This is a genomic window from Citrobacter sp. wls716, from assembly GCF_005280975.1.
Classification (GTDB): domain Bacteria; phylum Pseudomonadota; class Gammaproteobacteria; order Enterobacterales; family Enterobacteriaceae; genus Citrobacter; species Citrobacter youngae.
In genome coordinates, this window is record NZ_SZWX01000018.1 from 35330 (window position 1) to 48527 (window position 13198).

Annotated in this window: 12 protein-coding genes; 8 read left to right on the forward strand and 4 right to left on the reverse strand. The window is 53.6% G+C overall.

Translation table 11 applies throughout. The features are described 5' to 3' along the window. The first annotated feature begins 41 nt into the window (after positions 1 to 41). Genes iaaA through gsiD form a run of 5 tightly spaced genes read left to right on the forward strand, consistent with a single transcriptional unit; the run spans position 42 to position 6313 of the window. On the forward strand, positions 42 to 1007 hold the full coding sequence (gene iaaA, locus FDX24_RS02295; protein WP_061067598.1) for a beta-aspartyl-peptidase: 966 nt from the start codon (positions 42 to 44) through the stop codon (positions 1005 to 1007). Further along, positions 994 to 2865: a glutathione ABC transporter ATP-binding protein GsiA gene (gsiA, locus tag FDX24_RS02300; RefSeq protein ID WP_137363764.1), complete on the forward strand. Its 1872-nt coding sequence runs from the start codon at positions 994 to 996 to the stop codon at positions 2863 to 2865. The genes iaaA and gsiA overlap by 14 nt, the downstream gene beginning before the upstream one ends. Before the next feature lie 28 nt (positions 2866 to 2893). Then, a complete protein-coding gene (gsiB, locus tag FDX24_RS02305) occupies positions 2894 to 4432 on the forward strand; it encodes a glutathione ABC transporter substrate-binding protein GsiB (RefSeq protein ID WP_048212176.1) in 1539 nt (512 codons plus the stop codon). A gap of 46 nt (positions 4433 to 4478) precedes the next feature. Then, complete coding sequence (gsiC, locus tag FDX24_RS02310) at positions 4479 to 5399, forward strand: glutathione ABC transporter permease GsiC (RefSeq protein ID WP_048212175.1); 921 nt, start codon at positions 4479 to 4481, stop codon at positions 5397 to 5399. A gap of 2 nt (positions 5400 to 5401) precedes the next feature. Beyond that, a complete protein-coding gene (gene gsiD / locus FDX24_RS02315) occupies positions 5402 to 6313 on the forward strand; it encodes a glutathione ABC transporter permease GsiD (RefSeq protein WP_048212174.1) in 912 nt (303 codons plus the stop codon). Between the two features lie 91 nt (positions 6314 to 6404). On the opposite strand, the gene rimO is transcribed toward gsiD, so the two are convergent. Continuing rightward, a complete protein-coding gene (gene rimO, locus FDX24_RS02320) occupies positions 6405 to 7730 on the reverse strand; it encodes a 30S ribosomal protein S12 methylthiotransferase RimO (RefSeq protein ID WP_137363765.1) in 1326 nt (441 codons plus the stop codon). 229 nt (positions 7731 to 7959) lie between these two features. On the opposite strand from rimO, the gene bssR reads away from it, so the two are divergent. Both bssR and FDX24_RS02330 read left to right on the forward strand, forming a co-directional pair. Next, entirely contained in the window at positions 7960 to 8343 is a 384-nt protein-coding gene (gene bssR, locus FDX24_RS02325; protein ID WP_048212172.1) for a biofilm formation regulator BssR, read from the forward strand. A gap of 102 nt (positions 8344 to 8445) precedes the next feature. Then, on the forward strand, positions 8446 to 9543 hold the full coding sequence (locus FDX24_RS02330; protein ID WP_116361023.1) for a PQQ-dependent sugar dehydrogenase: 1098 nt from the start codon (positions 8446 to 8448) through the stop codon (positions 9541 to 9543). Between the two features lie 5 nt (positions 9544 to 9548). On the opposite strand, the gene FDX24_RS02335 is transcribed toward FDX24_RS02330, so the two are convergent. Next, positions 9549 to 10175, reverse strand: a complete 627-nt coding sequence (locus tag FDX24_RS02335) for a glutathione S-transferase family protein (RefSeq protein ID WP_137363766.1) — start codon at positions 10173 to 10175, stop codon at positions 9549 to 9551. A 327-nt stretch (positions 10176 to 10502) separates the two neighbouring features. Here FDX24_RS02335 and dacC point away from each other — a divergent pair, with 327 nt between their 5' ends. Further along, positions 10503 to 11705, forward strand: coding sequence for a serine-type D-Ala-D-Ala carboxypeptidase (dacC, locus tag FDX24_RS02340; protein ID WP_048212608.1), 1203 nt, complete (start codon positions 10503 to 10505; stop codon positions 11703 to 11705). 48 nt (positions 11706 to 11753) lie between these two features. Here the strand turns inward: dacC and deoR are convergent, their stop codons facing one another. Together deoR and ybjG are read right to left on the reverse strand one after the other, a co-directional pair. Continuing rightward, a complete protein-coding gene (deoR, locus tag FDX24_RS02345; RefSeq protein WP_048212169.1) occupies positions 11754 to 12512 on the reverse strand; it encodes a DNA-binding transcriptional repressor DeoR in 759 nt (252 codons plus the stop codon). A 64-nt stretch (positions 12513 to 12576) separates the two neighbouring features. Then, a complete protein-coding gene (ybjG, locus tag FDX24_RS02350; RefSeq protein WP_048212168.1) occupies positions 12577 to 13185 on the reverse strand; it encodes an undecaprenyl-diphosphate phosphatase in 609 nt (202 codons plus the stop codon). Positions 13186 to 13198 lie beyond the last annotated feature (13 nt).

The window sequence follows — 13198 nt, forward strand, 5'->3', positions numbered from 1 at the left end:
ATTTATAACCCCGTTACCTGCCACCTTAATGGATGAAAAAAATGGGCAAAGCAGTCATTGCAATTCACGGCGGCGCTGGGGCAATAACCCGCGCAGAGCTAAGCCAGGAGCAGGAGTTGCGTTATATACAGGCGCTGTCAGATATCGTTGAAACCGGTCAACGTATGCTAGAAGCGGGCCGAAGCGCACTGGATGTTGTCACTGAGGCTGTGCGCCTACTGGAAGAGTGCCCTCTGTTTAACGCCGGAATTGGTGCTGTGTATACCCGTGATGAAACCCATGAACTGGATGCCTGCGTCATGGATGGTAATACCCTGCAAGCGGGTGCTGTCGCCGGAGTCAGTCATCTGCGCAACCCGATCCTCGCGGCGCGCCTGGTGATGGAACACAGCCCCCACGTCATGATGATTGGTGAAGGGGCAGAAAATTTTGCCATTGCCCAGGGTATGGAGCGCGTTTCGGCGGATATTTTCTCGACGCCAGAACGCTATGCACAGCTGCTGGCGGCGCAAGCAGCGGGTGAAACGGTGCTGGATCACAGTGCGACCCCGCTGGATGAAAACAATAAAATGGGTACCGTGGGTGCGGTTGCGCTGGATATGTTTGGCAATCTGGCGGCAGCAACATCGACTGGCGGGATGACCAACAAATTACCGGGTCGGGTGGGGGATAGTCCGCTGGTCGGCGCAGGCTGTTATGCCAATAACGCAAGTGTGGCCGTCTCCTGCACCGGAACAGGTGAAGTTTTTATTCGCGCGCTGGCGGCCTATGACATTGCGGCATTGATGGATTATGGCGGCCTGAGTTTATCAGAGGCGTGTGAACGCGTGGTGATGGAAAAATTACCGGCGCTGGGCGGCAGCGGTGGATTAATTGCTATCGATCATGAAGGGAATGTGGCTTTGCCGTTTAACAGCGAAGGCATGTACCGCGCCTGGGGATACGCAGGCGACACGCCCACCACTGGTATTTATCGGGAAAAAGGAGATACCGTTGCCACACAGTGATGAGCTTGATGCCCGTGATGTGCTGTCCGTCAGCAACCTGAATATTGCCTTTGAACAGGAGCAGCAACGCGTTAGCGCTGTGCGCAATCTGTCATTTCGCCTGAAGCGTGGCGAAACGCTGGCGATTGTTGGCGAGTCCGGTTCCGGAAAATCGGTAACGGCCTTGTCGCTGATGCGTCTGATTGAACAGGCGGGCGGCGAGGTAAGCTGTGATGCGATGCTGCTACGGCGGCGTAATCGGCAGGTGATTGAACTCGGCGAGCAGAGCGCGGCCCAGATGCGCCATGTGCGTGGCGCGGATATCGCGATGATCTTCCAGGAGCCTATGACATCGCTTAACCCGGTGTTTACCGTCGGCGAGCAAATTGCCGAGTCTATCCGCTTGCACCAGGGTGCCAGTCACGAAGAGGCGATGGTAGAAGCGAAGCGAATGCTCGACCAGGTGCGTATCCCCGAGGCGAAGGCGATTTTATCGCGTTATCCACACCAGCTTTCCGGCGGTATGCGCCAGCGGGTGATGATCGCCATGGCGCTGTCGTGTCGCCCTGCGGTGTTGATTGCCGATGAGCCGACCACCGCGCTGGACGTCACGATTCAGGCACAGATCCTGCAACTGATAAAAGTGCTGCAGCAAGAGATGTCGATGGGCGTTATTTTTATCACCCACGATATGGGCGTGGTGGCAGATATCGCTGACCGGGTGCTGGTGATGTACCAGGGTGAGGCGGTCGAAACGGGCAGCGTTGAGCAGATTTTTCATGCTCCGCAGCATCCTTACACTCAAGCGCTGTTGGCAGCAGTGCCGCAACTTGGGGAGATGCGCGGGCATGACCTTCCGCGACGCTTCCCGCTTATTTCTCTGCACGATCCTCATCATGTTGAACCTCAAACCGAGCAGGACACGGTAGTTGAGGGAGAGCCGATTCTGCGGGTTCGCAACCTGGTGACACGTTTTCCCCTGCGTAGCGGCATCCTTAATCGCGTGACCCGCGAGGTGCATGCGGTGGAAAACGTCAGTTTTGATCTCTGGCCCGGCGAAACGCTTTCACTGGTAGGCGAGTCGGGGTGTGGTAAATCAACGACCGGGCGGGCATTGTTGCGTCTGGTGGAGTCCCAGCGCGGGGAGATTTTCTTCAAGGGACAACGCATTGATACCCTGGCCGCCAGCAAGTTGCAGCCGCTGCGTCGGGATATCCAGCTTATCTTCCAGGACCCTTATGCGTCGCTCGACCCCCGACAGACGGTGGGATATTCCATCTTAGAGCCACTGCGGGTGCACGGTTTGTTGCAAGGCGATGCGGCGACAAAACGGGTCGCATGGTTGCTCGAGCGTGTCGGGTTGCTACCTGAGCACGCCTGGCGCTATCCGCACGAATTTTCCGGTGGTCAGCGTCAGCGTATCTGTATAGCCCGGGCGTTGGCGCTCAATCCTAAAGTGATTATTGCCGATGAGTCCGTCTCGGCACTGGATGTCTCGATTCGCGGGCAAATTATTAATCTGTTGCTCGACCTACAGCGGGAAATGGGTATTGCGTACCTGTTTATTTCCCACGATATGGCGGTGGTGGAGCGTATTAGTCACCGCGTGGCGGTGATGTACCTGGGGCAGATTGTTGAGATCGGCACCCGACGGGCGGTGTTTGAAAATCCACAGCATCCCTACACGCGAAAACTTATGGCGGCAGTCCCGGTTGCCGATCCATCGCATCAAAGACCACAGCGCGTGCTGTTGTCGGATGATATCCCCAGTAATATCCGCAAACGCGGTGAAGAGATCCCCCCGGTTTCACTACAGTTAGTGGAACCGGGGCATTACGTTGCGCGCGTGCCAGCGGAAAGTGCGCTTTCGCGTTTATGACAGGCAGGCAGGGTTTAAGGAGAATAACATGACAAAAATTGTTGCTCGGAAATGGCTGGTTGCTGTGGGAGTGGCCTCTGCGCTGGCCGCATCGCCTGGCTGGGCCGCCAAAGATGTGGTGGTTGCTGTAGGGTCTAATTTCACCACGCTCGACCCCTATGACGCGAACGACACGTTGTCGCAGGCGGTAGCGAAGTCGTTTTATCAGGGGCTGTTCGGCCTTGATAAAGAGATGAAGCTGAAAAATGTGTTGGCGGAAAGCTATACCGTTTCTGATGATGGCCTGACGTACACCGTTAAACTGCGACAGGGCGTGAAGTTTCAGGATGGGACTGACTTCAATGCGGCTGCGGTAAAAGCCAACCTTGATCGCGCCAGTAATCCGGAAAATCACCTTAAACGCTATAACCTGTATAAGAATATCGATAAAACCGAGGTGGTTGATCCTGCTACAGTGAAGATTACGCTGAAGCAGCCATTCTCTGCCTTTATCAATATTCTGGCGCATCCGGCTACGGCGATGATTTCTCCCGCCGCGCTGGAGAAATATGGCAAGGAGATTGGTTTCCATCCTGTCGGCACCGGGCCATATCAGCTTGATACCTGGAATCAGACGGATTTTGTGAAGGTTAAGAAGTTCGCGGGTTACTGGCAGCAAGGGTTGCCAAAGCTGGATACGATTACCTGGCGTCCGGTAACGGACAACAACACGCGTGCGGCAATGCTGCAAACCGGGGAAGCGCAGTTTGCTTTCCCTATTCCGTACGAGCAGGCGGCGTTACTGGCGAAGAATAAAAACCTGGAACTGGTCGCCAGCCCGTCTATTATGCAGCGTTATATCAGCATGAACGTCACGCAAAAACCGTTCGATAATCCGAAGGTGCGCGAGGCGTTGAATTATGCCATCAACCGTCAGGCGCTGGTGAAAGTGGCTTTTGCCGGTTACGCCACGCCGGCAACAGGCGTTCTTCCGCCATCAATAGCCTATGCGCAAAGCTACACGCCGTGGCCTTACGATCCGGCAAAAGCACGCCAATTGCTGAAAGAAGCGGGTTATCCCAACGGCTTTACCACCACGCTGTGGTCATCCCATAACCACAGCACCGCGCAGAAAGTGCTGCAATTTACCCAGCAGCAACTGGCGCAGGTGGGCGTGAAGGCTCAGGTGACGGCGATGGATGCCGGGCAGCGGGCGGCGGAAGTCGAGGGTAAGGCGCAGAAAGAAAGCGGGGTACGGATGTTCTACACCGGCTGGTCGGCGTCTACAGGCGAAGCGGACTGGGCGTTGTCGCCGCTGTTTGCGTCACAGAACTGGCCGCCAACCTTGTTTAATACCGCGTTCTACAGCAATAAGCAGGTGGACAGTGATTTAGCGGCGGCCTTGCAAACCAACGATCCGGCGCAGAAAGCGAAGCTGTACAAGGACGCGCAGGATATCATCTGGAAAGAGTCGCCGTGGATCCCGCTGGTGGTGGAGAAACTGATCTCGGCGCACAGTACGAATTTGACCGGATTCTGGATCATGCCCGACACCGGGTTTAGTTTTGATGACGCGGATTTGAAATAAGCTATTCATTCGGCCCTGCATGGACGGGGCCGGCGAAGGGAGTCTGATGCTCAACTATGTTTTCAAACGCCTGCTGGGGTTGATTCCGACGCTGTTAATTGTGGCGGTGCTGGTATTTTTATTTGTTCACCTGCTACCCGGCGATCCGGCGCGGCTGATTGCCGGACCGGAAGCCGACGCCGAGGTGATTGAACTGGTGCGTACGCAGTTGGGTCTGGACCAGCCGCTGCATATTCAGTTCTGGCATTACATGACCAACGTGTTGCAAGGTGACTTCGGGACCTCGATGGTTTCTCGTCGTCCGGTTTCAGAAGAGATAGCCAGTCGTTTTATGCCGTCGCTATGGCTGACGATCGCCAGTATGGCGTGGGCGGTTTTGTTTGGTATGACGGCGGGGATCATTGCCGCCGTTTGGCGCAACCGCTGGCCTGACAGGTTGAGTATGACGCTGGCAGTAACCGGGATCTCTTTCCCGGCCTTTGCGCTTGGCATGCTGCTCATGCAGATATTCTCCGTTGAGCTTGGCTGGTTGCCCACCGTTGGCGCTGACACCTGGCTGCACTATATCCTTCCGTCAATTACGCTGGGTGCGGCGGTGGCCGCGGTGTTAGCCCGGTTTACTCGCGCATCGTTCGTCGATGTGCTCAGTGAAGACTATATGCGTACCGCGCGGGCCAAAGGGGTGAGTGAAACCTGGGTGGTATTAAAACATGGCTTGCGTAATGCGATGATCCCGGTGGTCACCATGATGGGGTTGCAGTTTGGCTTTTTGTTGGGCGGTTCTATTGTGGTTGAGAAGGTGTTCAACTGGCCTGGTCTTGGGCGATTGTTGGTCGACTCAGTTGAAATGCGCGACTACCCGGTGATCCAGGCCGAGGTGCTGTTGTTTTCTCTGGAGTTTATTCTTATCAACTTAGTGGTGGATGTGCTTTACGCCGCCATTAACCCGGCTATCAGGTACAAGTAAGGATGCGATTTTTTAACTGGCGCCGACAGGCGATTTTGAATGCAATGCCCCTTGTTAAGCCAGAGCAGATACGCACGCCGTGGCATGAGTTCTGGCGTCGTTTTCGCCGCCAGCGCATGGCGATGATTGCGGGTGTATTTGTCCTGGTCCTGATCGCGGTGGCGATTTTTGCTCGCTGGTTGACGCCATTTGATGCCGAGAACTACTTCGATTATGACCGACTGAATGATGGTCCCTCGATGCTGCACTGGTTTGGCGTTGACTCGCTTGGGCGGGATATTTTTAGCCGCGTACTGGTTGGCGCACAAATTTCTCTGGCGGCCGGGGTCTTTGCCGTCTTTATTGGCGCGGCGATTGGCACGGTACTGGGTCTGCTGGCTGGATATTACGAAGGCTGGTGGGATCGGCTGATTATGCGTATCTGTGATGTGCTGTTTGCCTTTCCAGGGATTTTGCTGGCAATAGCAGTGGTCGCCGTGCTGGGCAGCGGCATTGCGAACGTGATTATTGCGGTTGCGGTGTTTTCCATTCCGGCTTTTGCGCGACTGGTTCGTGGCAATACGTTGGTTCTCAAGCAACAAACATTTATTGAGTCAGCACGCAGCATTGGTGCCAGTGACGCGACCATCATTTTTAACCATATCCTGCCGGGGACGGTTTCATCGATCGTGGTCTTTTTTACCATGCGAATCGGCACGTCGATTATCTCTGCCGCGAGCCTGTCCTTCCTCGGTTTAGGGGCACAGCCGCCGACGCCAGAATGGGGGGCCATGCTCAATGAAGCGCGGGCTGATATGGTGATCGCGCCGCACGTGGCGATTTTCCCGGCGGTGGCGATATTCCTGACCGTGCTGGCGTTTAACCTGCTGGGGGATGGGTTGCGCGACGCGCTGGATCCGAAGATCAAAGGATAATACAAGGCCTGATAAGACGCGCTGGCGTCGTCATCAGGCGTTGCCGGATGCGGCGTAACGCCTTATCCGGCCTACGGTTGAGTTACGCTTATTAAACGCGAGTGCCCCACAGATCGTATTCATCTGCGTTTTCGACTTTCACGCGGAGGATATCGCCAGGCTTCACGTTGGTTTCGCCATTCAGGTACACCGCACCGTCGATTTCAGGGGCATCAGCCATACTTCGACCAATCGCGCCTTCTTCGTCAACTTCGTCCACGATGACCAGAATTTCGCGGCCCACTTTCTCCTGCAAACGTTCAGCAGAGATCTGCTGCTGCAGCTGCATAAAGCGGTTCCAGCGTTCTTCTTTTACCTCTTCCGGGATTTGATCTGGCAGATCGTTGGCTCCTGCACCTTCTACCGGGCTGTATTTAAAGCAGCCGACGCGGTCCAGACGCGCTTCTTTCAGGAAATCGAGCAGCATCTGGAAGTCTTCTTCGGTTTCGCCCGGGAAGCCAACAATAAACGTTGAACGCAGGGTCAGTTCAGGGCAGATTTCACGCCACTGTTTAATACGTGCCAGCTGTCGGTCCACAGAGCCTGGGCGTTTCATCAGTTTAAGAATTCGCGGGCTTGCATGCTGTAACGGGATGTCCAGATAAGGCAGGACTTTCCCTTCCGCCATCAGCGGGATCACATCATCAACGTGCGGGTACGGGTAGACGTAATGCAGACGGGTCCAGATCCCCAGTTTTGACAACTGTTCGCACAGGTCAACCATGCTGGTTTTAACGGGCTCGCCGTTATGGAAACCGGTACGATGCTTCACATCCACACCGTAAGCAGAAGTATCCTGGGAGATCACCAGAATCTCTTTCACGCCCGCATCGACCAGACGTTTAGCCTCGCTGAGAACATCGCCAATCGGACGGCTCACCAGATCGCCACGCATCGACGGAATAATGCAGAACGTACAGCGGTGGTTACAGCCTTCAGAAATCTTCAGATAGGCATAATGGCGCGGCGTTAGCTTGACGCCCTGTTCAGGAACCAGGCTCAGGAAAGGATTATGCTTTGGTTTGGGAACATAGTGGTGAACGTGCTCCAGAACCTGTTCGTAGCTGTGCGGTCCGGTAATTTCCAGTACCTTCGGGTGGACCTCACGGATCTGATCGACTTTCGCGCCCAGACAGCCAGTGACGATCACCTTGCCGTTTTCGTTCAGCGCTTCACCAATGGCTTCCAGTGACTCCTGAACTGCGCTGTCGATAAAGCCGCAGGTGTTAACGATGACCATATCCGCGTCGTCGTAGCTTGGTACGACATCATAGCCTTCGGTACGAAGTTCGGTCAGGATGCGCTCAGAATCGACAAGGTTTTTCGGGCAGCCGAGGGAGACAAAGCCGATTTTCGGCTGGTGGGTTACATTGCTCATAGCGTAAAAAGTGTTCAGTTATTGGAATATTCAGGGCAGGGATTCTACAGAGTTCTGAACAAAAATTGTATCGCAATCTCAAATCATCAGCGGCCTGCCGGGCGCGGAATTAAAGATTATTTGTAAATTATGTTAATTTTAAGTGATGGATTGATCCTGGACACGACTTTGTTCAAAAAATAACCATACTATTAAGTTGCACCATAGTTGGAAAGAGGAGGAACAAGGTATGGTTGTTGACAGACTGAGAACCGATCTTCTCAACAAATTGATAAACGCCCGTATCGAACTTGCCGCTTATCTGCAGTTGAGAAAAGCGAAAGGCTATATGTCAGTCAGCGAGAGCGATCGTCTGCGTGATAACTTTTTTGAACTGAATCGCGAATTGCACGATCAATCACAGCTCCACGGTATGCATCTTGATCAGGAAGAGTGGAATGCCCTTCGTCGTGCTGAAGGGGCGTTAGCCGCCACCGCTGTTTGTCTGATGAGTGGACATCATGATTGTCCGAACTTTATTGCCGTTAATGCAGAGAAACTGGAAAACTGCCTGACAACGCTGACGCTGAGTATCCAGAGTTTGCAAGCTTATTCAACGCTGGAACACATCTGAACCAGGGGGAGGGCGCTCCCCCTTTTCGTTAAGATTATGTAAAAGTGGCGGGATAATTCCCCTTGCTGGCTACGCTTTAAGCAGAGCCATTAAGGAGGTGCTATGCGTCGACTCTTTCTCTGTGTTGCCTCACTGGCGTTGCTTTCCCCCTATGCCGCTGCCGTCAAGGTGGAGATCCTGCAAACCAAACTCGACCACCCGTGGTCGCTGGCCTTTTTACCCGATAATCGCAGTATGCTGATTACGCTCAGAGGAGGGCAACTTAGGCTCTGGCAACCCGATAAGGGGCTTTCCGACCCGCTGACCGGCGTACCCAAAGTCTGGGCGAATGGTCAGGGGGGACTGCTTGATGTGGCGTTGGCACCGGATTTTGCCCAATCCCGGCGGGTGTGGCTAAGCTTCGCGGAAGCTGACAGTGAAGGGAAAGCCGGAACAGCAGTAGGCTACGGGCTGTTAAGTGACGATCGTAAACACCTGCAGGGCTTCCGGACGGTGTTCCGCCAAATGCCTAAGTTATCAACCGGGAATCATTTTGGCGGGCGTATGGTATTTGATGGCAAAGGTTATTTGTTTATAGGCCTTGGCGAGAATAACCAGCGCATAACCGCTCAGGAACTGGACAAATTACAGGGCAAAGTGGTTCGACTAACAGACGAGGGCAAAATTCCACCGGATAACCCGTTTGTGAACCAGACTGGCGCGCGGGCTGAAATATGGTCGTATGGCATCCGCAATCCGCAGGGGATGGCGATGAATCCCTGGAGCGATGCGTTGTGGCTCAATGAGCATGGCCCGCGTGGCGGAGATGAGATCAATATCCCCGGGAAAGGTAAAAACTATGGATGGCCAATCGCGACATGGGGTGTTAACTACAGTGGTTTCAACATCCCCGAAGCAAAAGGCTCAATTGTGGCGGGCACCGAGCAGCCTATCTTTTACTGGGAAAAATCACCTGCTGTCAGTGGGATGGCCTTTTATAATCACGATACGTTCCCACAGTGGAGACACAAACTGTTTATTGGTGCGCTGAAAGAACAGGGGGTGATTGTGTTAAGCGTGAAAGGTAATACAGTGACGGAAGACGGACGTATTTTGCATGACAGAGGGCAGCGAATCCGCGATGTGCGCGTCGGACCAGACGGTTATTTGTATGTATTAACCGACGAGTCCGACGGGGAATTGCTGAAAGTGAGTCCCTGACAGGATTAGCTGACCGGGATCATCACGACTTTCTGGAATGCCGGGCGCTCGGTGAGCTGTTGATACCAACGTTCCAGGTGAGGGCGCGGCGTCCAGCTCAGGCCGACATTAAACAGGTTATAGATGAACGGTGCGACGGCGATGTCCGCAGTGCCAAATTCAGCGCCAGAAAACCACGCCCGGTCGGCCAGCGCGTTGTCGAGAGTGGCAAACAGGTTATCGCAGACCTTCGCACCGGCCTCGATGGCTGCCTGATCGCGTTGATCGGCAGGGGTTCTGACCAGACCAAATAAGATAACCCGATGTGCAGGGCTCAGCGTCTGGTTAGCCCAGTCCATCCATTTTTCACCCTCGGCACGTTTCGCCGGAGCGTCAACCCACAGTCGTTTTTGCCCGTACTGGGCCGCCAGGTAGCGGACAATGGTATTGGATTCCCACAGCAATACGTCTGTTTCGTCATCGCGTAGCAGTGGAACCAGTCCGTTAGGGTTCATCGCCAGATAGTCTGCGTCATGATTTACGCCATGCTGTCCCCCAGCCAGAATTTGGCTATACGGCAGTTCCAGTTCTTCGAGTGTCCACAATACTTTTTTTACGTTGGTCGAATTATTGCGACCCCACAGTGTAATCATAGTAACCCCGCAAATTAATTGAGCAGCTTTATAGCTGCATTCTCTATCTGACTCGCTCACATGGTGGGGTAAACCTAATATTTACGCAACAAGGCGCAAAAAAATCGTGATGAGAGCAGCGCAGCGCGGCGTTATTGCATAAACTTTAAAAACTTTACCAACTTACGGTTTCTTTAAGCTCGTTAGTGCGTTATTACTCACCGCACTTATTTTACACGTCATCCATCAGAACTTTTCTGTATGGTTGGCTGAGGCAACTTGGCCGGTTTTGTGTAAACACGGTGTGGTATGACGTGGTTTTTTGGAATGGATACTCGGGTGGCATTTATGACGCAATACTTCTCTTCCCTACGCAGCCTTGCTGCAGGTTCAGCACTCTTAATCCTTTTGGCGCCGACCGTACAGGCGGCGGAACAACCAACGGCCCCGCCGAGCGTTGACGCACGTGCGTGGATCTTAATGGATTACGCCAGCGGCAAAGTGCTGGCGGAAGGTAATGCCGATGAGAAACTGGATCCCGCCAGTCTGACCAAGATTATGACCAGCTATGTGGTCGGTCAGGCGCTAAAAGCCGGGAAAATTAATCTGAATGACATGGTTACCGTCGGGAAAGATGCCTGGGCGACCGGGAATCCGGCCCTGCGCGGCTCTTCGGTGATGTTCCTCAAGCCTGGCGATCAGGTTGCGGTGTCCGATCTGAACAAAGGCGTGATCATTCAGTCTGGTAATGACGCCTGTATTGCGCTCGCTGATTATGTTGCCGGCAGCCAGGAATCGTTTATCGGTTTGATGAACGGCTATGCGCAAAAACTGGGATTGACCAACACGACTTTCCAGACAGTACATGGTCTGGATGCAGCAGGGCAGTTCAGTACCGCGCGTGATATGGCATTGTTGGGTAAAGCGTTAATCCACGATGTGCCGGAAGAGTACGCCATCCATAAAGAGAAAGAGTTTACCTTTAATAAAATTCGCCAGCCTAACCGTAACCGCCTGCTGTGGAGTACCAACCTGAATGTGGATGGTATGAAAACGGGCACCACGGCGGGAGCCGGTTATAACCTGGTTGCATCCGCGACACAGGGCGATATGCGTTTGATCTCCGTGGTGCTGGGGGCAAAAACCGATCGTATTCGCTTTAATGAATCCGAAAAGTTGCTGACATGGGGTTTCCGCTTCTTTGAAACCGTTACGCCGATTAAACCGGACGCCACCTTTGTTACCCAACGAGTCTGGTTTGGAGATAAGAGTGAAGTCAATCTGGGCGCTGGGGAAGGTGGGTCTGTGACCATTCCGCGCGGTCAGCTGAAAAACCTGAAGGCGAGCTTTACCCTGACAGAGCCACAACTGACCGCGCCACTGAAGAAGGGCCAGGTTGTGGGGACAATCGACTTCCAGTTGAACGGAAAATCTATTGAACAGCGTCCGTTGATGGTGATGGAAGCGGTGGACGAGGGGGGATTCTTTAGCCGGATGTGGGACTTCGTTATGATGAAATTCCACCAGTGGTTTGGTGGCTGGTTCTCTTAATCGCTGATGCCGGATGACGATATGAAAGCACCGTCATCCGGCACAAATTTAGTACATCAATTTGATATGCTGCGCTTTGGCATACTCGACAAACGCATCATCCGGGCGGTTATCGCTGATGATGGTATCAAAGCGTTTTAATTCGCCCATCCTCGCGGGACGCACTTTCCCAAACTTGCTGTGATCGACCACCAGAACATGGTACTGCGCCATCGACATCGCCCAGTGTTTAACCGGTAATTCCTCAAGGTTAAAACAGGTTGCGCCTTTATCGATATGCACGCCGGCTGCGGAATAAAAAGCGATATCCGGGCAGACGTTATTCAGGGTTTCCTGGAAATCGAGTGGCTTGAAAATAGCATTACTGGCATGGAATTCGCCGCCACATAAAATGACGCGGCACTGTGGTTTCTCCTGTAACACCAGAAACGTATTCAGTGAATAGCAGATTGCGGTGAACGGTAATTCATTATCGATCGCTTCAATGATCCACGGCGTTGTTGTTCCGCAGTCGAAGAAAACGGTCTGATGCGCCTGGACGAGGCTGGCTGCCTGTTGCGCAGCCCGGCGTTTTTCATCAACCAGGCGGGATTTTTGATCGCTGATTAAATAGTGGCTGGCGCTACGGGGTTCCAGAACAATATAGCCCCCAAGCAGTACGACCGGGGCCGTGTTATTATTCAGATCGCGACGAATGGTCATTTCTGATACACCCAGCAGTGTCGCGGCTTCTTTAAGGTGTAATTTATCGCTGCGTTTTAGCGCCTGCAGTAATTGACCAATACGCTCGTCGCGTCGAGTTTCCATAGTTCCCCTGGAGAGTAGAATACGTGCTCAGTTTCGCGCTTAATACTACTCTCTTTACCGTGGGTTAGTCACGTACCCAGCCTTTACGAATAGGCAGGGCAAAACAGGTGCGATAGCAGGTCTGCAAACCGTGGTACAGGGTTGTGCCGAATCGTTGCCAGATCATCTGGGCGCTCAGGCAGCCGATCAGACCTGCCAGTAACCCCCCCAGCATATCCAGCGGCCAGTGTACGCCGAGGTAAACACGCGACCAGGCAATCGCCACGGCGACGACCATCAACAGTGCTCCGGACCACAGGCGGTGCCAGAACAGGAAGGCCAACGCGAAGGTAAAGATAACCGTACCGTGGTCGCTCGGGAAGGAGTCATCTGCAGCATGGTGCAGGAAGTTGTAGCCGATATGATTGACGAATGGCCGGTCGTGAGGGAATAAATGTCCCATGATCCATGAAATGGTCAAGCCGACTGCCAGCGCAATCGCCATTTTTATGACCAACTGGCGCTGGATGGTCACGCGGTTTTGCGGCCCCCAAAGCCAGAGAATGATCGCCAGTAGCGGTACGATGCTAATCAGATCTTTGGCAATAAAAATGGCGAGCGAGATCGTCCATTGCGCAGAGTCCGGCGTGGCGTTGATCAGGTAAAAAAGCGAGTTGTTCAGATTTTCCAGCATAACATCCAGACTC

Bases quoted from the DNA above. Each gene is read 5' to 3' on its own strand.
- gsiC (WP_048212175.1), top strand. From the start codon at position 4,479: ATGCTCAACTATGTTTTCAAACGCCTGCTGGGGTTGATTCCGACGCTG.
- ybjG (WP_048212168.1), bottom strand. From the start codon at position 13,185: ATGCTGGAAAATCTGAACAACTCGCTTTTTTACCTGATCAACGCCACG.
- deoR (WP_048212169.1), bottom strand. From the start codon at position 12,512: ATGGAAACTCGACGCGACGAGCGTATTGGTCAATTACTGCAGGCGCTA.
- FDX24_RS02330 (WP_116361023.1), top strand. From the start codon at position 8,446: ATGCGTCGACTCTTTCTCTGTGTTGCCTCACTGGCGTTGCTTTCCCCC.
- rimO (WP_137363765.1), bottom strand. From the start codon at position 7,730: ATGAGCAATGTAACCCACCAGCCGAAAATCGGCTTTGTCTCCCTCGGC.
- dacC (WP_048212608.1), top strand. From the start codon at position 10,503: ATGACGCAATACTTCTCTTCCCTACGCAGCCTTGCTGCAGGTTCAGCA.
- bssR (WP_048212172.1), top strand. From the start codon at position 7,960: ATGGTTGTTGACAGACTGAGAACCGATCTTCTCAACAAATTGATAAAC.
- FDX24_RS02335 (WP_137363766.1), bottom strand. From the start codon at position 10,175: ATGATTACACTGTGGGGTCGCAATAATTCGACCAACGTAAAAAAAGTA.
- gsiD (WP_048212174.1), top strand. From the start codon at position 5,402: ATGCGATTTTTTAACTGGCGCCGACAGGCGATTTTGAATGCAATGCCC.
- gsiB (WP_048212176.1), top strand. From the start codon at position 2,894: ATGACAAAAATTGTTGCTCGGAAATGGCTGGTTGCTGTGGGAGTGGCC.
- iaaA (WP_061067598.1), top strand. From the start codon at position 42: ATGGGCAAAGCAGTCATTGCAATTCACGGCGGCGCTGGGGCAATAACC.